Genomic DNA, 19,616 nt, shown 5'->3' on the forward strand with positions numbered 1-19,616 from the left:
CCCCAAGTTATAATAAGTAATGACTATGAAAAGAAATTTACCGCATGTGGCTTAATTTTAAAAGTCACTGGCTCATTAATATTCAGGGCATGTTCACTTTCGACGGGCACTTCTATGACTTGCTCTGCCACTTTTATTTGATAAATAAACTCAGTCCCGATAAAGCGCGATTGCAGAATTTCGACGTCATTTGTCTCGCCATTTTCTAGCTGTATATGAGCTGGTCGAATATAAATTTGCCCACTACCTTGCGCATTTTCACACGCTTTTGTCGAAGTGAATCTACCAAATGAAGTAGTAAATTCGCGTTTATCTTCAGCTTGGGCTGGAATATAAATACCCTGCCCCAAGAATTCTGCCACTTCTTTACAAGCTGGCTGCTCAAACAACGTTTTAGCATCGCCTAATTGGGCGATTTTACCTTGATGCATCACAGCCAGTTTATCTGCAAAAGCAAAGGCCTCTTCTTTTGAATGACTGACAAAGATAGCTGAGACCTTTTGATCTTTTATGATCTGTCTAATGTCATTGATCAGTTGGAAGCGCACTTGCGCATCAATATTCGAAAAAGGCTCGTCAAGCAGTAACAAGTTAGGTTTATAAGCAAGCGCTCTCGCAATGGCGACACGTTGTTGCTGACCACCTGAAAGCTCATGAGGGTAACGCTCAGAAAATTCAGATAAATGCACAAGCTCCAGCATTTCATTAACACGTGCTTGTTTGTCAGCCTTATTAAATTTACTTAGGCCAAACGCGATATTTTGAGCAACCGTCAAGTGAGGAAATAACGCATAATCCTGAAACATCATACCAATATTACGATGCTGCGGCGCTGTAAACTGCGTGTTGTCACTCATGGTTTTACCATGAATAACAATTTGACCTTGCTGAGGCGTTAATAAACCTGCCACGGCTTTTAAAGTGGTTGTTTTTCCACAGCCACTGGCCCCCAATAAGCAAACAATTTCATTTTCGGCGACTTCTAAATCTAAATTTTCAATCACTTTTTGGCCATCGTATTGATAGCTTAAGTTTTTTAAAGACAAACTACTCATGAATTGTGCTGCTCCATTGAGCGATTAACAAAATACAAAGGCACTAAGCCAACAAGAACAATAAATAATGCAGAAATGGACGCAAGCTCTAGCTGCTCGTCACTCACATATTGGAATACATGGGTTGCCAAGGTTTCAAAATTGAAAGGACGAAGTAATAAAGCGGCAGGAAGCTCTTTCATACATTCGATAAACACCAATAACCCAGCAGTTAAAATGCCCCCGCGTAAGAGTGGGATATGCACACTACTTAGCATTTGCGCAAAATTCTTACCCATACTTTGGCTTGCCATATCAAGCGACGGACTAATTCGTACATAGCTCGCTTCAACAGCGCCTTGAGCAATGGCATAAAAACGCACCACATACGCAAATACCATGGCAAAAATAGTACCGCTAAAAAGCAGCCCAGGTTCAAATGCAGTGCCTTCTAACCACTCATTTAGCTTAGTATCAAGCAAAGTAAGCGGCAGTAAAACCGCAATCGCTAATACTGTTCCAGGTAATGCATAACCTGTGCTTGATACACGCCCTGGCAAGGCCTTTGACTTTTGTTCACCAATGCGCTGATAAAACAACACGATAATACTTAAAGCGATTGCGATAACGCTTACCCACAAAGAGATCTTCAAGCTTTGCCAAGCATATAAGAAAAACTCAGCGTTCCATGCTTGGTCAAAATAATCTATTGAATAACTGACGAGTACACCAACCGGTAAGGCGAAAGCAAAAAACAACACCACAATACAATAAATACTGGCAAGCCAAGCGTGCTTACCTGATAGCATATATAAATGCGTGTCGTTTACTGCGCTTTGTCTTTCATGCACTGTGGTGTTTTTACGGCTGATTTTTTCTAGTGTGATGGCCACAAATAAGAACAATAACATGATCCCAGAAATTTTCGCAGCCGCTGTTAGAGAGTAATAGCCGAGCCAAGTATCATAAACGGCCGTTGTAAGTGTGCTGACAGCAAAATAATGCACTGTGGCAAAGTCTGCCATGGTTTCCATGCTGATCAACGCAAGCGCTGCAACAATCGCGCCTCTAGCAAGAGGCAAACTCACCTTGAAGAAGCTTTGAAGTGGGCTCATACCCATTAGCTGGCTAGCTTGCAATAACTTAAATGACTGCTCGCGCAAAGCAGTTTTAAAAATAAGGTAAAGATAAGGGTAAAGCACCAGTGCAATCATCACGATCGCACCGCCTAATGTACGAATATCAAAGAACCAATAATCATCCGGCGATTGCCAACCAAACCACTCTCTTAAGGCAATTTGTACAGGCCCTGCGTAATCAAATAAATCGGTATAGACGTAGGCAATAATATAGGTTGGCATTGCTAACGGTAACATCAACGCCCATTCGAAGTATTTTTTACCGGGAAATTTGCAATAAGCGGTAAGCCAGCCGAGCGGTAATGCAATTAAGCAACTTAAGAGGAGCACGCCGGCAATGAGTACTAGGGTGTTATAAATATAATCCCAAAGCACGGTATCCCACAGGTGGGTAAAAACATCAGAGTCGCCTTGCAGCGACTCGAAGATTAAAAATGCCAGTGGTGCTGATAAGCAAGCGCCTATCAGCCAAGCAAAAACCTGCCATTTAGACAGAGAAGATAATGATTGCATTAAAGATCAAATTTTACCTCATCGATTAGCTTAAGTGCTAAAGGACGGTATTTACTAATTTCTGACAATGGTAAGTTGTCTTCCTTAAACTCACCCCAAGATGCCACAAGTTCAGAAAGCGCCACACCTGGTTTAACTGGATATTCCATATTCATTGACGCATACATATTTTGCGCCTTATTGTCCGTCATAAACTCGATAAGTTTCAAGGCGTTTTCTTTATTTTTCGAATATTTCGTTAGGACAACACCAGAAACATTTAAGTGAGCGCCTCGATTTGTTTGGTTCGGGAAGTTGATATAAACAGAATCAGCCCATGGCTTTTGCTTTTCATCTTGCAGCATCTTGCCAAAGTAATAGCTATTCCCCAATGCAAGATCACATAAGCCCTCTTTCACTGCTTTAACTTGCGCTCTGTCATTACCTTGTGGTTTTCTTGCTAAATTTGCTTTAACCCCTTCAAGCCATGATTTAGTCTCCGCTTCACCATGATGCGCGACCATAGATGCAACTAGCCCTAGATTATAAGGGTGCTTACCAGAGCGAGTACAAATTTTGCCTTTATACTTTACATCAGCCAATTCTTCATAAGTTAACGCATCTAATTTTCCTAAACGCTCTTTTGACGAATATACGTTACGAACACGCTTAGTCAGTGCAACCCACTGACCTTCTGGATCACGAAAGTTTGCAGGAATGTTTTTGGTTACGACATCGCTCTTAATCGGCTGCGTTAGATCCATCGACTCTAACTGCATTAAAGCACTGAAGTTAGATGTTAAAACAACATCAGCACGGCTATGCTTACCTTCACGCTTAACTCTTTCAATTAACCCTTTTTTTGCAAAAACCACATTCGTTTTAATACCAGTTTGCTTAGTAAAATCATCAAGAATAGGTTGAATTAGAAAAGGCTGACGGAAAGAATAAATGTTGATTTTTTCGGCTGCCATAGCAGGCAAACACGTGACAGTTGAGAGTAGAATAGCCAATGCTTTTTTCATAAGGCCTCCAAAGCCAAACAATAATTATTATCAACTAATTTTAACTATTCTAGTTTCAAAGTACACCCTTTTACTGATTAAAAACTGTAACTTGATTTTCTATTAACGCCTAATTAGCAATTGATTATGTAAGAGATCTCTTACTTTAGGTGTCGCTTTAAAGTAAAATGCAGCTCAACAAAACAACAACTAGAAAATTAGTCATTATTAATCATAAGCTTGAATCCTTATTCTCAATTCAGCTCTTCAGACGATTTAATTTTTTACCTTTTATTACTGCACCACTCCATTAAACTTATTACATCTTTAGGAAGCCAGTGATGGCCGAAAATCACATGATGTGTAATGGACTGTAATAGTTAATTATTGCCAAATACGGTTTAATTACTTTATGGAACAACAGGATGAGCGCTCAAGGTGAGCCATACAGGATGTATATAGGATTTAATGGAGCCATGGTGGCCAAATTTGTTATGGATAACGGCAGGAAGCTCGGATAAGGGCATATGGAAGTTTGGCATAAAGCCACTGAAGGACACTACAGGAAGTAGTACTCGCTAAATCATAAAGAGCGGGTGAAAGGACATTGATTGTATGGAGTTGATCAGCTCAAAACCAAAGCAGGACGCTTAGAAGATTCCGTCAACGCGGCTCATAGAGCCGCGTTTCTTCGTTTAAGGGCTCTAAATTTAACTTAAACTTCTTTTTCCTTTTAAATAAGCATCTCTAAAGTCAATAAAGTGGGCTGTTAGTTTTTCTGCAGCTGAGCACTCTCCTGCTTCAGCCAAGACAACACAGGCGACTTCTGCAGTACCTAGCTGATGGGCATGGGGTGCAACCCTAAGTTTATAATCAGATAAAGAGTCAGGGGATACAGAAAGCACCGGGAAAGTATCTAAATACTCACTTTTTCTGAACATTTTCTTCGCTTCGCGCCATGTGCCATCTAAAAAAATAAATAATGGCTTTTTAGATTCAATTCGTTCAACCTTAGTAATAACACGTTCAGGCTCTGCGCTATCAGCGGGAAAAACAACAATAGGTTGATAGCTTGGATCTTTTAGAAGCGATAGCAATGCTTCATCTGGCTCAGTCCTATCCCAACGAAAAGCATGATTATCAGGAACCACATCTGCGATTAAACGACCTGTATTTGAGGGCTTGAAGCTTTCATTGTGATACATTAATAGGCACACTGCACTTTGACAATCTTCGGCAACTTGAAGGTTGTCACAGATACACAAATGCTCAGAAAGCAAACAAGCTTCACAGCGGGATAATTTCGAACCACGCGCTTTAAACTCTCGCTTGGCCGCAGCAATTTGCTTTTGACGTAGAATTAATACTGAATTTTTCACTAATGCCCCTTAGGTTATAAGCCTCATATTGTAATCAACTAAGTCCATAAAAGCAGTAAGGAATTCAAATGAAGATACAAAACTCGCAAAGATTAGGTTATCGACTTATGGATAAAAATGATGCCGATTTACTATTCGAATTAGACCAAGATCCTGCAGTCATGAAATATTTAACGCATGGTAAGCCTAATTCAATGCAGACGATTAGAGATATTTTCATTCCTCGCTTAGAGCAGTTCACAAATTTAGAAAAAGGTTGGGGTTTATGGCAAGTGAATACCTTAAAAGAGAATCAATTCATTGGTTGGATATTAGTTCGACCGATGGGCTTTTTTACAGGTCAACGTAACGACAACAATTTAGAGCTAGGCTGGCGCTTTAAGCAAATGAGTTGGGGCAAGGGCTATGCAACGGAAGCCGCCCAACATATTGCCAACAACCTTGCGACTGACAAAGCATATACCTCATTTTCTGCTGAGGCCCTTGAAGGCAACTTAGGCTCTATCAATATTATGAAGAAGCTTGGTATGCACTATGTAAAGCACTTTATTCATCAAGATGAGCAAGGTCAGCACTGCGCTGTGCTTTACTCGAAAGAGTTGTAAGCTCTCCGACGAGAAGCAAATTGGTTAGGGCTGAGGTGGAATACATGATTCAGAGTGAACCTACGACAGCCTGGTTAGCTAAAACGGAGCAAGATCTAAATTTCAGGCATAAAAAACGACGCTCAATGGTTATTACTCACATCAGTTAGTTTGATGTGGCGGACGCGGGACTTGCTTTATGAAGAGTGAACCTACGACAGCCTGGTTAGCTAAAACGGAGCTAGCTCTAAATTTTAGGCATAAAAAAACCGACGCTCAATGGTTAATTCTCACATCAATTGTTTTGATGTGGCGGTCGCGGGACTTGCTTTATGGAGAGTGAACCTTCGATAGCCTGATTAACTAAAACGGAGCAAGATCTAAATTTCAGGCATAAAAAAACGACGCTCAATGGTTATTACTCACATCAGTTAGTTTGATGTGGCGGACGCGGGACTTGCTTTATGAAGAGTGAACCTACGACAGCCTGGTTAGCTAAAACGGAGCAAGATCTAAATTTTAGGCATAAAAAAACCGACGCTCAATGGTTAATTCTCACATCAATTGTTTTGATGTGGCGGACACGGGACTTGCTTTATGGAGAGTGAACCTACGACAGCCTGGTTAGCTAAAACGGAGCAAGATCTAAATTTTAGGCATAAAAAACCGACGCTCAATGGTTATTTCTCACATCAATTGGTTTGATGTGGCGGACGCGGGACTTGCTTTATGAAGAGTGAACCTACGACAGGCTGGTTAGCTAAAACAGAGTAAGTTCTAAATTTCAGGCATAAAAAAACCGACTTTCGTCGGTTATTTCTCACATCAATTGTGTTTGATGTGGCGGACGCGGGAGGATTCGAACCTCCGACCGCCTGGTTCGTAGCCAGGTACTCTATCCAGCTGAGCTACGCGTCCGTATATCAAATTCTCTAGTTTTACCATCTGAGAAAGATGGCGGACGCGGGAGGATTCGAACCTCCGACCGCCTGGTTCGTAGCCAGGTACTCTATCCAGCTGAGCTACGCGTCCGTTTTTGATTAAGTTTTATATCCCAATCTAAGATACTCATATATTTCACCACTTTGAGAAAGTGGCGGACGCGGGAGGATTCGAACCTCCGACCGCCTGGTTCGTAGCCAGGTACTCTATCCAGCTGAGCTACGCGTCCATATTAGATTTGATTTCATATCCCAACCTAAGGATACCCATATATTTTACCACTTTGAGAAAGTGGCGGACGCGGGAGGATTCGAACCTCCGACCGCCTGGTTCGTAGCCAGGTACTCTATCCAGCTGAGCTACGCGTCCATATTTGAGTTTGTTTTACATCTTAACATCTACGATGCGAACACTGTTCGTAGCCATTATTGCTAAATAAACTATCTAGCTGAACTACGCCGTCCGTAATTACAAGAGACCATTTAAAAATGGCGGAGAAGGAGGGATTCGAACCCTCGATAGGGCTACAAACCCTATACTCCCTTAGCAGGGGAGCGCCTTCAGCCACTCGGCCACCTCTCCGTCTTGTGGATGCGTATAATAAAGGCTTACGAAAATAAGTCAAACACTTTTATAGTAAATTATTGTCAAATGCTCATAGAATATGCAGCTTAGCTCAATCCATCTAACTTATGTTTATCTTTTAAACTAACTGATTGAAAAGCACACTGAAAAAATAGCTAAATGTGCTTTAATTTTTGTAAAAACAAAAAAGCCAGAAGAAATATCTTCTGGCTTTTTAGAACTACAAGAGCGGACTATGCTTATAAACCAGCACGCGCTTTAATTGTACCTATTAAAGCTGAACCACCATGACCGTTGCCCTCAGCCCAAGATATGTCAGCACCATCAGCTAATTTGCTTTTTGGTAAGTTCTTTACAATATACTCGCCGGCATCTACCGCATTACTAGCAATCGCGTGACGTAACAGGTTATTACCATTACATAACACGCCATCAAAAATGTTCCTTATTTTTAGACGAGAGCTCTTAAGCTTTTTACGCAAACCACCTTTATCGTTTGCAGCAACATATTCACATAATGAAGCAGCTAACTGTTCATCTGCTTTTGCTGAAAAGCTAAAAGAAAAAGACGCAACAACCAGCGAAGCTGATACAAGTGCGGTAGATAATTTCATTTCGTCGACCCTTTAATACTTTGTTCGTAACAGAATACGTATATAATTGTAGCAATCAATATAATCTACCGCAACAAACTCATAACTTTTTATGTAAAGTTACAAAGGTATAGCCATACTTATTTCTTTCATCTGGCTGGTGAGTCTCAGACTCTACTTCTGTCCACTGATAGTCTTTTTCATAATCAGGAAATTGTGTATCACCAGCAACTGTTAGATCAATAAAGGTCAAATATAAGCGTTCTGCTAATGGTAAGAACTGACTGTAGATATTGCCACCACCTATAACCATCACCTCTTCAGTCCCTTCTAACAGCGTCAAAGCTTCTTCTGGGCTTGACACAACCTCTATTCCTTCTGCTTTATAAGTTGCATTTCTGGTTATCACAATATTGCGGCGCCCAGGTAATGGACGACCTATTGATTCAAATGTTTTTCGCCCCATGACCACTGGCTTAGCCATGGTGACACGCTTAAAATGTTGCAGATCAGCAGGTAGATGCCATGGCATCTGATTATCATCGCCAATAATACGATCATTCGCCATTGCTGCAATCATAGAAATAATCATTGTCGCTCCCTAAGTATTTAGTATTAAAAAAGGGCTTTAAAAGCCCTTTTTATTAAAAGTTATCTCTCGTAGATAACTTCCACATCATAATCATCTTCATCCCAGTCGTCATCCCAGTCATCGTCCTGCGCATTTTTCTTCGCTTCGCGATGATAAGTATCCCACTTGAACTCAACTTCTTCTTCCGCTTGCTCTTCTTCAAACTTATCTTTAGGCATACTCTCAAGTAACGCCATAATGTCATAGCACAGGGGTTGAGTATTCTTTTTGTTTGCAGCTGAGATGCGATATACAACTTCGGCACCTAGCTCTTCTGCGATGCGCTCACAAGTTTCTTCTACTTCATCTTCTGGCAGTAGATCAATCTTATTTAGCACTAACCAACGAGGTTTATCAGCTAATTTTGGACTGTACTGATGTAATTCGTTAATGATAGAAAAAGCATTATCAACCGGATCTGTACCATCAATTGGCATCACATCAACAACATGCAGTAGTACACGACAACGCTCTAGGTGCTTTAAGAAACGAATACCAAGGCCAGCGCCATCTGAAGCGCCTTCAATCAGACCTGGAATATCCGCAATCACAAACGATTTACTCGCTTCAGGGCGAACCACACCAAGATTTGGTACTAGCGTTGTAAACGGGTAGTCGGCAACTTTTGGTTTAGCTGCTGAAACGCTTCTGATAAACGTAGACTTACCTGCATTTGGCAGACCTAGCAGTCCAACATCAGCAAGTAACATAAGTTCCAACTTAAGGTTACGAACCTCACCAGGTGTCCCCAATGTTTTTTGTCTTGGTGCTCGGTTTACACTCGACTTAAAGCGCGTATTACCTAAACCATGGAAGCCGCCTTTAGCAACAAGCAACTTTTGACCGTGTTGTGTTAAGTCACCTAAACACTCTTCAGTGTCTTCGTCAGTTACACGTGTACCAACAGGGACTTTCAAAAAGAGGTCTTCACCTTTCTTACCTGTACAGTTACGAGATTGTCCATTGGTACCTCGCTCTGCACGATGAAATCGCTCAAACTGATAATCAATTAATGTATTCCAGTTTTCATCAGCAACGAGATAAACACTACCACCATCACCACCATCACCGCCATCAGGACCACCATCAGGAACATATTTCTCACGGCGAAATGACACTATGCCACTGCCGCCGTCGCCAGCTTCAGCTCTAATTACAACTTCATCGACAAACTTCATGGTTTCTCTCTGTTTTGGGAGGTCTGATAGCAAATTATAACTCAAGCAATTGCTTCCTGCTCACTAGAGTTGCGTTGCTAGATAAAGACCTAAAATAATTTACATACAAAAAAAAACCCCGCCGTAGCGGGGTTTTTCTGAATCTTTACCGATTACTCAGCAACGATGCTAACGTATTTACGGTTTAAAGGACCTTTAGTTTCGAAAACTACTTTACCATCTGCTTTTGCAAAGATAGTGTGGTCTTTACCGATACCTGCGTTAGAACCAGCGTGGAACTTAGTACCACGTTGACGAACAATGATGCTACCCGCTAAAACTGATTCGCCGCCGAAACGTTTAACACCTAGGCGTTTACTTTCTGAATCGCGACCGTTACGAGTACTACCAGCTGCCTTCTTATGTGCCATCTTTCTGTACCTCTAAAAATTAAGCGCTAATGCCAGTGATTTTAACTTCAGTGAACCACTGACGGTGGCCCATCTGCTTACGAGAATGCTTACGACGTCTAAATTTAACGATCTTAACTTTCTCACCGCGACCGTGTGAAACAACTTCAGCTGTCACTTTACCACCGTTTACGAACGGTGCACCGATCTCGATTTTCTCACCATCAGCAACTAAAAGTACTGAATCGAACTCAACTGCTGCACCAGTCTCAACGTCTAGTTTTTCTAGACGAATTGTTTGACCTTCAGTCACACGGTGCTGTTTACCACCACTTTGGAAAACCGCGTACATATTTAACTCCGTTGTGCGCCCTCAAATCGACGCAACTTAATATTCTTCAATAGGGCGCGAAGTTTACGCTAATGTTAAACTTCACGCAACCCTATTTTTGTAGATTTTGCATAAAAATTAGCTACGACGAGGGCGAATTACTATTTTGTGACAGTCTATCTAAAAATCCCTATAAACCAAAGTTATTTTTCGTTGATTTATCGGCTTTTAAATAACCTAAATCGTGCTCCCTAAAACAGTAACAAAACACCTTTATTTCAGCTCGATAAATAGGCAAACCATTAATTTAATAGTTTTTTTGATCTCATTCACGACTAATTATCGAGCTTACGTAATTTTTGTAGTACAATTCGCGCGTTTTATCATTACCAAACTTGGCTCGGAGCAAGATGGATATCAAAGCTATCCAGACGTTAATTGCAGATGACATGCAAGACGTCAATCAACTTATTCATGCACAAATGCAATCTGATGTAGCACTAGTAAATCAACTAGGCTTATACATCGTGAATAGTGGCGGAAAGCGCATTAGACCAATGCTTACCTTACTTGCAGCACGTGCGCTCGGTTGTAATGACAACAAGCATATAACTCTCTCAACAATCGTCGAGTTTATTCATACCGCAACCCTACTTCATGATGATGTAGTAGATGAGTCGGCTCTAAGAAGAGGCGAACCTACAGCAAATGCTGAGTTTGGAAATGCGGCAAGTGTTTTAGTTGGCGATTTTATTTACACGCGTTCGTTCCAGCTTATGGTCGGCTTACAGAACATGCAGGTAATGCAAATTTTAGCAGATGCAACCAATGTCATCGCAGAAGGTGAAGTGTTGCAGTTAATGAACTGTAATGACCCGGATACCACTGAGCAGAGTTACATGCAGGTTATTTACAGTAAGACTGCAAAACTGTTTGAAGCAGCCACTCAGTTGCCGGCTGTTGTACTTGAGCAAAGTATTGAAGTACAGGACGCCTTAAAGTTGTATGGTATGCACTTGGGCACAGCCTTCCAACTTGTCGATGATGTTTTAGATTACAGCGCAAATGCTGATCAAATGGGTAAAAATTTAGGTGACGACTTAGCTGAAGGTAAACCTACATTACCGCTTATTTATGCGATGCAAAAAGGCTCTGAGCAACAGGTAGCACAAATTAGAGAAGCCATTGAAACAGGTAATGGCATGCAGTTTTTAGATGACATTTTAGCAACCTTAGCTGACACCAAAGCGCTTGATTTTGCGATGGATAAAGCGCGTGATGAAGCACAAAAAGCAATCAACTATTTAAGTATTTTACCTGACTCTGATTACAAACAAGCGCTCATAGCTTTAGCTAACTTATCAGTTTCTAGAGACCACTAATCAAAAGTCTCTTAAATGAAAAAAGCCAGCAGATGCTGGCTTTTTTTTACACTTATTGATTCGATTCACCTTTCTATTGTTGACGTTTCAGTAAAACGGTTGCCACTAATACAAACAGTACGGCCGGCATCGCAGCGCCAATAAATGCAGGGACGTTATAAACCATAACAATGGGGCCAAAAATCTCATTGCTTAAATGAAATGCTAAGCCTGTTACTACCCCCATGATAATGCGCGCGCCCATACTAACAGAACGTAGAGGACCAAAAATAAATGACAGCGCAACCAGCAACATCACTGCAATTGTTAGAGGCTGCATCACTTTTCGCCAAAGCGCCAAATCATAGGTACTGGTATCTTGATCATTCTGAGCTAAATACGATAAGTACGACATCAAGCCTTTAAAAGACAATGATTCTGGGTCTACAGAAACGACGTCTAGCTTCTCGGCTGTGAGCTGAGACGCATAGAGCATTGATTCACTATATTCAGTGGTAATTTGCTCATCCGCTACCGTCATTTCTTCCACGCCTTGAAACTGCCAGCCTTGAGGAACACTTTTTGCAATCTCCACACGCGTGACTTTTGTTAATGCCAATGAGTCATCAAAATGATAAATACTGACGTCTTTCAGATCGCCTGTTTGTTCAACATTTCCAATATTTATAAAGTTATTTCCATCTTTAGCCCACACGCCTTGTTGCGCATTAAAGACTTCTCCACCATATATCGCATGATTTCGGATCTGCTTCGCCATTTTTTCTGACTGTGGCACCCCCCATTCACCTAATGCCATCATACAGAGCGCCAGAATGATCGCCGTTTTCATGACCGAGCCAATAATTTGTAGTCTTGACCAGCCAGCAGCTTGCATAACAACCAGCTCACTACTCGATGCCAGCGCACCTAACCCCATCAAACCACCTATCAGTGCGGCCATAGGGAAAAACACAACAATGTCAGAAGGCATGCTATATAAGGTGTAAAGTAAAGCAGCAGCAATATCATAAGTACCACGGCCTACTGACTTTAATTGCTCAATAAACTTAATCAGTGTATTGATACCAACAAAAACCAACAATGCAAAACTGGTTGTTTGTAAGATACTGCGGCCTAAATACCAATCTAACGTTTTCATCATGCTGTTTGTGCTCGCTTAGCAAATATTGAACGCAACCAGACGCCAAATGGACGGCCTTTTGCTATTAAATAAGCACCGATGAACAGTGCGCTAAGATGTATCCACCAAAGCCCTACCGCAGTGGGTACTTTTCCTTCTGCCACTAAAAACTTACCCGCATTGAGAAGAATAAAATAACCTAGATATAAACCAATAGCAGGTACCAACTTAGCAAACTTACCCTGTCTTGGGTTTACCACACTCAAAGGAACAGCCATAAGCGTGAGTAAAATAATAGAGATAGGTGTCGAAAGGCGAAGTTGAAATTGTGCAATGGCTTCAGGTGTGCCCAGTTCAAGTAATTGCATTGACGGGATAGCTTCTAGCTTGCGACGCTGATGCTCAATTTCTTGCTCTTGGATCTGTACTTGATAAGTGCCAAACTCTGTTTTACTCAAGGCCTGGCTTTGACCGTCAGTTTCAAAACGAAAGCCATTATCAAGTTGTAATTGCTGCTCGCCAGTTTCTTGTTCAATAACACGCCCTGTTTGTGCATATACTAAGCGTGCGGCTTGTGAGGACTCTTTATCAGGTAACTGAGCAACAAATACTTTGTTTAATTCTCTACCTTGCTGGTTGATATCATGGATAAACACCACGGCTTTTTCGTTGCCAGTTTGTTGGAAGCGCCCGGCTCTTAAACTCGACAATCCCGCATCTGCTTCAGCTTGTTCTTTTAATTGATATTCTTTTTCATTCGCCCAAGGTGCCACATACATACTTAGCGCCCCAGCTAATAAAGCAAACACCACACTTGATACCAGCGTTACACGCACCACATACCATTCACTCACACCACAGGCTTTAAGCACGGTCATCTCGCTGTCGGCATAAATACGGCTGTAGGCCAATATAATCCCTAAAAACAAACTTAAAGGGAGTATATAAACCGCCAATTGCGGGAGTTTAAGCGCCAAATAAGAAAGAATTAAATTGCTTGGTGTGCCACCATCACTTGCATCACTTAGTATTCTGACAAACTTTTGTGAGACAAAAATAGTCATTAAAGTGAGAAAGACAGCAATTTGCGACTTCAAGACTTCAGCTGTTAGGTAGCGAAAAATTAGCAAAATATGCCCCTATAAAACATCGTGTTTCACTGGAATAGTAGGAAAAATTGAGTAAACTGATTATTTTAGTCAGTTTATTATATGTCATCAAAACCAAATATCATACTAAGCATATTAGATAATCATGCATTTATGATATGGATAAGCGAAGACAGATAAAGTTCAAAAAGACATAATTTAGACTCAGGAGTCACAATGGAATTCAGCGTAAAAAGTGGTAGTCCCGAAAAACAACGCAGTGCCTGTATTGTAGTTGGCGTATATGAGCCGCGTCGTTTATCTCCAATCGGTGAACAGCTGGATAAGATCAGTGAAGGTTACATTTCAAATTTACTACGTCGTGGTGATTTAGAAGGTAAGCCTGGTCAAGTATTACTACTTCATCACGTTCCAAATATCTTAAGTGAGCGCGTACTACTTGTTGGTTGCGGTAAAGAACGTGAACTAGATGACAAACAATATAAACAAATCATCTCAAAAACGATCAACACATTAAATGAAACAGGTTCGATGGAAGCGGTTTGCTTCTTAACCGAGCAACATGTTAAAGGCCGTGATACTTACTGGAAAGTTCGTCAAGCAGTAGAAACAACACAAGACTGCTTGTATACATTTAATCAGTTAAAAAGCAAAAAAACAGATCCACGTCGCCCGCTTCGTAAAATCGTATTCAACGTACCAACACGTCGCGAGTTAACCATTGGTGAAAACGCCATTGAGCATGGTCTTGCCGTTGCTGCAGGTGCAAAACTATGTAAAGACGTAGCCAATATGCCACCAAACATCTGTAACCCTCGTTATTTAGGTGAGCAAGCTCAAGAATTAGAATCTTTTGACAACATTTCTGTAAATCTAGTCGGTGAAAAAGAAATGGAAGAATTAGGTATGCACTCATACCTAGCAGTTGGCCGTGGCAGTGATAACGAATCGGTTATGTCAGTGATCCACTACAATGGCGCACCTGAAGAGCAAGCGCCTGTTGTTTTTGTCGGTAAAGGTCTGACGTTCGATTCAGGTGGTATTTCAATCAAACCAGGCGAAGCCATGGATGAAATGAAATACGACATGGGTGGCGCTGCAGGCGTACTGGGTTTAATGCGCACAGTTGCAGAGCTCCAGTTGCCAATTAACGTCATTGGTGTATTAGCAGGCTGTGAAAACATGCCAAGCTCAAACGCCTACCGCCCGGGCGATATCCTGACGACTATGTCAGGTCAAACAGTTGAAGTATTAAACACAGATGCGGAAGGTCGCTTAGTATTATGTGACGCACTTACTTATGTCGAGGCATTCGAGCCTGAAATCGTGGTGGATGTAGCTACTCTGACGGGTGCCTGTATCGTAGCATTAGGTGCCCATGCTACTGGTTTACTGTCAAATCATAATCCGCTTGCTCATGATTTATTAAAAGCATCTGAGCAAAGTGGCGACCGTGCATGGCAACTACCACTGTGGGATGACTACCATGAGCAACTTGAGAGTCCATTCGCTGACTTCACAAACCTAGGTGGTCGTGCAGCAGGTACTATCACTGCAGCATGCTTCTTATCCAAGTTCACCAAAAAGTACAATTGGGCACACTTAGACATTGCAGGTACGGCTTGGAAAAGCGGTAAAAACAAAGGTGCGACAGGTCGACCTGTACCTATGTTGACACAATACTTATTAAATCGTGTTGGACCAACTGAAACCCAAGCAGATTAACCGCTGTGAGTGATTGATGGTCAGTTCGTTCTGTGTCAAAATGCGGGTTTATTTTGAACGCTTATTTTAACCCTGTAAAACCGTTAAAATATGTAATTTGAAGCGAATTTATGACCATCAACGCACGATTTTATGTGTTAAAACAAAATAATGAGCCGGAAGTATCTATCCCGGCTCATTTTGATCTTGCCGCTCGCGCTGCCGCTAAGCAGTTTAGAGCAGGCCATCGTGTGTTTATCTACGTCGATTCGATTGATGACGCCCATCTGATTGATGAGCAATTATGGTGTTTCGAACCCGACAGTTTTGTACCCCACAACCTGCAAGGCGAAGGCCCTAAAGGCGGTGCCCCTGTCGAGATTGGCCAAACACCTCCCGTTGGTAGACGCAATGTGCTAATTAATTTAGCCACCACCCTACCCGACTTTATAAGACGCTTCAGTCAGGTATATGATTTTGTACCGACGGAGCAAAACGCCAAGCAAGCCGCGCGTCAGCGCTTTGTGCACTTACGTCAGCTCGGCGCCAATATTTCAACTCAAGAAATTGAAAATTAAGCACTAATTAAGGTTCTGTGAAATGGATAAAACCTATAATCCACAAGATATAGAACAGTCTTTATATAAAGACTGGGAAGACAATGGTTACTTTAAGCCATCAGGTAAAGGCGAAGCATACTCAATTATGATCCCGCCACCGAACGTCACAGGTAGCCTACATATGGGCCACGCTTTCCAAGACACCATCATGGATACGCTGACTCGTTATAAGCGCATGCAAGGTAACAACACGCTTTGGCAAGTAGGTACTGACCATGCGGGTATCGCAACACAAATGCTTGTTGAGCGTAAGTTAGCTGCTGAAGAAGGTAAAACACGTCACGACTTAGGCCGCGATGCATTTATCGATAAAATTTGGGAGTGGAAAAACCACTCTGGCGGCACCATTACTAAACAATTACGTCGTTTAGGCGCTTCTGTAGATTGGGACCGTGAGCGTTTCACTATGGACGAAGGCCTTTCTGAAGCGGTTAAAGAAGTGTTCGTACGCCTGCACAAAGAAGACTTAATCTACCGTGGTAAGCGCCTAGTTAACTGGGATCCTAAGCTACACACTGCTATTTCTGATCTTGAAGTTGAAAACAAAGACAAACAAGGTCACATGTGGAACCTGCGTTATCCACTTGCTGACGGTGTGAAAACTAAAGACGGTAAAGACTACATCATTGTTGCGACAACACGTCCTGAAACTATGCTTGGTGACACAGGTGTGGCAGTCAACCCTGATGATGAGCGCTACCAAGACTTAATCGGTAAAGAAATTTTACTGCCTATCGTAAACCGCCGTATTCCAATTGTTGCCGATGAGCATGCAGACATGGAAAAAGGCACAGGTTGTGTGAAAATCACGCCTGCCCACGACTTTAACGATAACGAAGTAGGTAAACGTCACCAGCTACCGATGATCAACATCTTCAACAAAGATGCTGCGGTACTAAGCGAAGGCGAAAGCTACACATTCGACGGTAAAGAGCTTGAATTAGACGCGCCAATTCCTGCGCGCCTACACGGCCTTGACCGCTTTGATGCACGTAAAGCGATTGTGAGCGAATTTGAAGAACTTGGCCTATTAGAAAAAATTGAAGATCACAGCTTAACTGTACCTTACGGTGACCGTTCTGGCGTAGTGATTGAGCCACTTCTTACTGATCAGTGGTACGTGCGCGTAGCACCACTAGCTGAGCCTGCAAAAGAAGCGGTTAAAAATGGCGACATTAAGTTCGTGCCTCAACAATACGAGAACATGTACTTCTCGTGGATGAACGACGTTCAGGACTGGTGTATTTCACGTCAGCTTTGGTGGGGTCACCGAATCCCTGCTTGGTACGACAACGAAGGTAACGTATACGTTGGTCGTGACGAAGCTGAAGTACGCCGCGATAACAACCTTGCAGATGATGTTGCACTTAAGCAAGATGAAGACGTTTTAGATACCTGGTTCTCGTCTGCGCTTTGGACTTTCTCAACGCAAGGCTGGCCTGCAAACACTGATGATTTAAAAACTTTCCACCCGTCTGACGTATTGGTAACAGGTTTCGACATCATCTTCTTCTGGGTTGCGCGTATGATCATGATGACCATGCACTTCATCAAAGATGAAGACGGCAAGCCGCAAGTACCATTTAAAACCGTTTACGTCACTGGCCTTATCCGTGATGAAAACGGCGATAAGATGTCTAAGTCGAAAGGTAACGTACTTGATCCTATCGACATGATTGACGGTATCGATCTTGAAAGCCTAGTTGAAAAGCGCACTGGTAACATGATGCAGCCGCAGCTAGCGAAGAAGATTGAGAAGAACACCCGTAAAACATTCGAAAACGGGATTGAAGCACACGGTACAGACGCACTGCGTTTCACCCTTGCTGCAATGGCTTCAACAGGTCGTGATATCAACTGGGATATGAACCGCCTTGAAGGTTACCGTAACTTCTGTAACAAACTATGGAACGCAAGCCGTTACGTATTAATGAATACAGAAGAGCAAGACTGTGGCTTCGCTACAGATGCTGAAAAACAATACTCACTCGCTGATCGCTGGATCTTAGGCCAATTTGAAGCAACTGTTAAAACTTATACTGAGCATTTAGAAAACTACCGTTTTGACCTAGCTGCAAACACCATTTATGAGTTCACTTGGAACCAATTCTGTGACTGGTACCTAGAACTTACTAAACCAGTATTGTTTAAAGGTAACGAAGCACAACAACGTGGTACTCGTCATACCCTAATCACGGTATTAGAAAGCCTACTTCGCTTAATGCACCCGTTAATGCCATACATCACAGAAACGATTTGGCAACGTGTTGCACCGCTTGCAGGTATCGAAACCGCAGGCACTAGCATCATGGTTCAAGGTTTCCCTGTATACAATGAAGCAAATGTTGATAGCCAAGCGATGGACGACCTAGAATGGGTTAAACAGTTCATTCTTGCTATTCGTAACATTCGTGGTGAAATGGATATCAGCCCAAGCAAACCATTATCGGTATTGCTTGCTAATGCGTCTGACGAAGACAAGCGCCGCTTAGCGGATAACAAAGCATTCTTAGCGTCTCTTGCTAAGCTTGAAGCGTTCACGCTTCTTGATAATAAAGACAATGCACCAGCGTGTGCAACATCTTATGTTGGTAATCTTGAGATCATGATCCCAATGGCTGGCCTAATCGATGTTGAAGCTGAATTAGCTCGTATCGCGAAGCAGCTTGAGAAAGCAGAGAAAGGCTTAGCACAGGTTCAAAACAAGTTAGCTAACGAGAAATTCGTTAACAACGCGCCAGAAGCGGTACTTGCTAAAGAGAAAGATAAGCTAGCCGAATACTCTGATGCTAAAGCAAAATTACTTGAGCAAAAAGCGAAGATTGAGAGTTTGTAATACCAATCATTGCTAACACCATAGAAAACGCGAGCCTCGGCTCGCGTTTTTGTTTCTAAAAAACAACAAACTGATACACTCATCGACAATAAAAATAACAAACGGATTTACCATGCTTAAACCACTTTTACTCATATCAACACTGTCTATCGTCAGCCTTTCAAGTCATGCAAATGATAATTCATCTTGGTCTTTCGGTGCAGGTCACTTTGAACATGGTGGTGCTCTTGGTGCCAAATATACATATGATATAAATGAACAACATAGCGCATTTGCTTCAATAGGCTTTATTGGTTATGCATTTGGCTATGAATATCATTTAAATGATCATATTGATTTAGGACTAACACTTGGGCAACAAGCTGCCTATGCAAGTGACGGATTCTTAGTCGCAAAAGCAAATTATTATTTCAGTAATCAAGGTAGAGAAGGCCTCTATGTGGGCGCGAGTTTTGGCGTAAAAGAAGAAGATGGTGAGTGTTTTATTTTCTGTGAACAAGCAGACACAGAAAAGGTGAAATCTATTGGAGGCATTCATATAGGCTACCGTTTTTAGAATTAAAT

Annotated in this window: 17 protein-coding genes and 5 tRNA genes; 6 read left to right on the top strand and 16 right to left on the bottom strand. The window is 41.9% G+C overall.

What is annotated here, in order from left to right:
• Positions 1 to 23: 23 nt before the first annotated feature.
• The 4 genes from AAEU28_RS06410 to AAEU28_RS06425 all read right to left on the bottom strand — a co-directional run bounded on the left by AAEU28_RS06410 (position 24) and on the right by AAEU28_RS06425 (position 5,048).
• On the bottom strand, positions 24 to 1,055 hold the full coding sequence (locus AAEU28_RS06410) for an ABC transporter ATP-binding protein (RefSeq protein ID WP_421963386.1): 1,032 nt from the start codon (positions 1,053 to 1,055) through the stop codon (positions 24 to 26).
• A complete protein-coding gene (locus tag AAEU28_RS06415; RefSeq protein ID WP_421963387.1) occupies positions 1,052 to 2,686 on the bottom strand; it encodes an ABC transporter permease in 1,635 nt (544 codons plus the stop codon). The genes AAEU28_RS06410 and AAEU28_RS06415 overlap by 4 nt, the downstream gene beginning before the upstream one ends.
• The gene (locus tag AAEU28_RS06420; RefSeq protein ID WP_421963388.1) at positions 2,686 to 3,690 is read right to left on the bottom strand and encodes a Fe(3+) ABC transporter substrate-binding protein; all 1,005 of its coding nucleotides are present in this window, start codon (positions 3,688 to 3,690) and stop codon (positions 2,686 to 2,688) included. Before AAEU28_RS06420 ends, AAEU28_RS06415 begins: the two co-directional genes overlap by 1 nt.
• Before the next feature lie 689 nt (positions 3,691 to 4,379).
• Positions 4,380 to 5,048, bottom strand: a complete 669-nt coding sequence (locus tag AAEU28_RS06425) for a tRNA-uridine aminocarboxypropyltransferase (protein ID WP_421963389.1) — start codon at positions 5,046 to 5,048, stop codon at positions 4,380 to 4,382.
• Positions 5,049 to 5,116: 68 nt separating this feature from the next.
• Between AAEU28_RS06425 and AAEU28_RS06430 the strand changes: the two genes are divergently transcribed.
• Positions 5,117 to 5,653, top strand: coding sequence for a GNAT family N-acetyltransferase (locus AAEU28_RS06430; protein WP_421963390.1), 537 nt, complete (start codon positions 5,117 to 5,119; stop codon positions 5,651 to 5,653).
• Between the two features lie 820 nt (positions 5,654 to 6,473).
• Here AAEU28_RS06430 and AAEU28_RS06435 read toward each other — a convergent pair.
• The 10 genes from AAEU28_RS06435 to rplU all read right to left on the bottom strand — a co-directional run bounded on the left by AAEU28_RS06435 (position 6,474) and on the right by rplU (position 10,302).
• Positions 6,474 to 6,550, bottom strand: a tRNA-Arg gene (locus tag AAEU28_RS06435).
• 37 nt (positions 6,551 to 6,587) lie between these two features.
• Positions 6,588 to 6,664: transfer RNA gene (locus AAEU28_RS06440), tRNA-Arg, on the bottom strand.
• A gap of 62 nt (positions 6,665 to 6,726) precedes the next feature.
• Positions 6,727 to 6,803, bottom strand: a tRNA-Arg gene (locus tag AAEU28_RS06445).
• A gap of 63 nt (positions 6,804 to 6,866) precedes the next feature.
• Positions 6,867 to 6,943 (bottom strand) — tRNA-Arg (locus AAEU28_RS06450).
• A gap of 120 nt (positions 6,944 to 7,063) precedes the next feature.
• Positions 7,064 to 7,156 (bottom strand) — tRNA-Ser (locus tag AAEU28_RS06455).
• 242 nt (positions 7,157 to 7,398) lie between these two features.
• Positions 7,399 to 7,773 carry a DUF3718 domain-containing protein gene (locus AAEU28_RS06460; protein ID WP_421963391.1) on the bottom strand — a complete coding sequence of 125 codons (375 nt, stop codon included), beginning with the start codon at positions 7,771 to 7,773 and terminating at the stop codon, positions 7,399 to 7,401.
• A 79-nt stretch (positions 7,774 to 7,852) separates the two neighbouring features.
• Positions 7,853 to 8,344, bottom strand: coding sequence for a type 3 dihydrofolate reductase (gene folA, locus AAEU28_RS06465; protein ID WP_421963392.1), 492 nt, complete (start codon positions 8,342 to 8,344; stop codon positions 7,853 to 7,855).
• Positions 8,345 to 8,403: 59 nt separating this feature from the next.
• Positions 8,404 to 9,561, bottom strand: a complete 1,158-nt coding sequence (gene cgtA, locus AAEU28_RS06470; RefSeq protein WP_421963393.1) for an Obg family GTPase CgtA — start codon at positions 9,559 to 9,561, stop codon at positions 8,404 to 8,406.
• 152 nt (positions 9,562 to 9,713) lie between these two features.
• Positions 9,714 to 9,971 (bottom strand): 50S ribosomal protein L27, encoded by a 258-nt coding sequence (rpmA, locus tag AAEU28_RS06475; protein WP_058030934.1) that lies wholly within the window; start codon positions 9,969 to 9,971, stop codon positions 9,714 to 9,716.
• Positions 9,972 to 9,990: 19 nt separating this feature from the next.
• Entirely contained in the window at positions 9,991 to 10,302 is a 312-nt protein-coding gene (rplU, locus tag AAEU28_RS06480; protein ID WP_058030935.1) for a 50S ribosomal protein L21, read from the bottom strand.
• Positions 10,303 to 10,691: 389 nt separating this feature from the next.
• On the opposite strand from rplU, the gene ispB reads away from it, so the two are divergent.
• A complete protein-coding gene (gene ispB, locus AAEU28_RS06485; protein WP_421963394.1) occupies positions 10,692 to 11,663 on the top strand; it encodes an octaprenyl diphosphate synthase in 972 nt (323 codons plus the stop codon).
• Positions 11,664 to 11,736: 73 nt separating this feature from the next.
• Here the strand turns inward: ispB and lptG are convergent, their stop codons facing one another.
• Positions 11,737 to 12,804 (bottom strand): LPS export ABC transporter permease LptG, encoded by a 1,068-nt coding sequence (gene lptG, locus AAEU28_RS06490; protein ID WP_421963395.1) that lies wholly within the window; start codon positions 12,802 to 12,804, stop codon positions 11,737 to 11,739.
• A complete protein-coding gene (gene lptF / locus AAEU28_RS06495) occupies positions 12,801 to 13,913 on the bottom strand; it encodes an LPS export ABC transporter permease LptF (RefSeq protein ID WP_421963396.1) in 1,113 nt (370 codons plus the stop codon). Before lptF ends, lptG begins: the two co-directional genes overlap by 4 nt.
• Positions 13,914 to 14,108: 195 nt before the next feature.
• Between lptF and pepA the strand changes: the two genes are divergently transcribed.
• The 4 genes from pepA (at position 14,109) to AAEU28_RS06515 (ending at position 19,608) form a co-directional block, all read left to right on the top strand.
• Positions 14,109 to 15,617 carry a leucyl aminopeptidase gene (pepA, locus tag AAEU28_RS06500; RefSeq protein WP_058030939.1) on the top strand — a complete coding sequence of 503 codons (1,509 nt, stop codon included), beginning with the start codon at positions 14,109 to 14,111 and terminating at the stop codon, positions 15,615 to 15,617.
• Positions 15,618 to 15,727: 110 nt separating this feature from the next.
• On the top strand, positions 15,728 to 16,174 hold the full coding sequence (locus AAEU28_RS06505) for a DNA polymerase III subunit chi (protein ID WP_130257318.1): 447 nt from the start codon (positions 15,728 to 15,730) through the stop codon (positions 16,172 to 16,174).
• Positions 16,175 to 16,196: 22 nt separating this feature from the next.
• Positions 16,197 to 19,052 (top strand): valine--tRNA ligase, encoded by a 2,856-nt coding sequence (locus tag AAEU28_RS06510; RefSeq protein ID WP_421963397.1) that lies wholly within the window; start codon positions 16,197 to 16,199, stop codon positions 19,050 to 19,052.
• Positions 19,053 to 19,164: 112 nt separating this feature from the next.
• Positions 19,165 to 19,608, top strand: coding sequence for a hypothetical protein (locus AAEU28_RS06515; RefSeq protein ID WP_421963398.1), 444 nt, complete (start codon positions 19,165 to 19,167; stop codon positions 19,606 to 19,608).
• Positions 19,609 to 19,616 lie beyond the last annotated feature (8 nt).

The sequence above is a fragment of the Pseudoalteromonas sp. SS15 genome (genome assembly GCF_049257195.1).
In the GTDB taxonomy this organism is placed as follows: Bacteria; Pseudomonadota; Gammaproteobacteria; order Enterobacterales; family Alteromonadaceae; genus Pseudoalteromonas.

Coding starts and splice junctions, on each gene's coding strand:
- rplU (WP_058030935.1), bottom strand. CDS start 10,302: ATGTACGCGGTTTTCCAAAGTGGTGGTAAACAGCACCGTGTGACTGAA.
- rpmA (WP_058030934.1), bottom strand. CDS start 9,971: ATGGCACATAAGAAGGCAGCTGGTAGTACTCGTAACGGTCGCGATTCA.
- AAEU28_RS06510 (WP_421963397.1), top strand. CDS start 16,197: ATGGATAAAACCTATAATCCACAAGATATAGAACAGTCTTTATATAAA.
- folA (WP_421963392.1), bottom strand. CDS start 8,344: ATGATTATTTCTATGATTGCAGCAATGGCGAATGATCGTATTATTGGC.
- cgtA (WP_421963393.1), bottom strand. CDS start 9,561: ATGAAGTTTGTCGATGAAGTTGTAATTAGAGCTGAAGCTGGCGACGGC.
- AAEU28_RS06505 (WP_130257318.1), top strand. CDS start 15,728: ATGACCATCAACGCACGATTTTATGTGTTAAAACAAAATAATGAGCCG.
- ispB (WP_421963394.1), top strand. CDS start 10,692: ATGGATATCAAAGCTATCCAGACGTTAATTGCAGATGACATGCAAGAC.
- AAEU28_RS06460 (WP_421963391.1), bottom strand. CDS start 7,773: ATGAAATTATCTACCGCACTTGTATCAGCTTCGCTGGTTGTTGCGTCT.
- AAEU28_RS06515 (WP_421963398.1), top strand. CDS start 19,165: ATGCTTAAACCACTTTTACTCATATCAACACTGTCTATCGTCAGCCTT.
- AAEU28_RS06415 (WP_421963387.1), bottom strand. CDS start 2,686: ATGCAATCATTATCTTCTCTGTCTAAATGGCAGGTTTTTGCTTGGCTG.
- AAEU28_RS06420 (WP_421963388.1), bottom strand. CDS start 3,690: ATGAAAAAAGCATTGGCTATTCTACTCTCAACTGTCACGTGTTTGCCT.
- pepA (WP_058030939.1), top strand. CDS start 14,109: ATGGAATTCAGCGTAAAAAGTGGTAGTCCCGAAAAACAACGCAGTGCC.
- AAEU28_RS06430 (WP_421963390.1), top strand. CDS start 5,117: ATGAAGATACAAAACTCGCAAAGATTAGGTTATCGACTTATGGATAAA.
- AAEU28_RS06410 (WP_421963386.1), bottom strand. CDS start 1,055: ATGAGTAGTTTGTCTTTAAAAAACTTAAGCTATCAATACGATGGCCAA.
- lptG (WP_421963395.1), bottom strand. CDS start 12,804: ATGATGAAAACGTTAGATTGGTATTTAGGCCGCAGTATCTTACAAACA.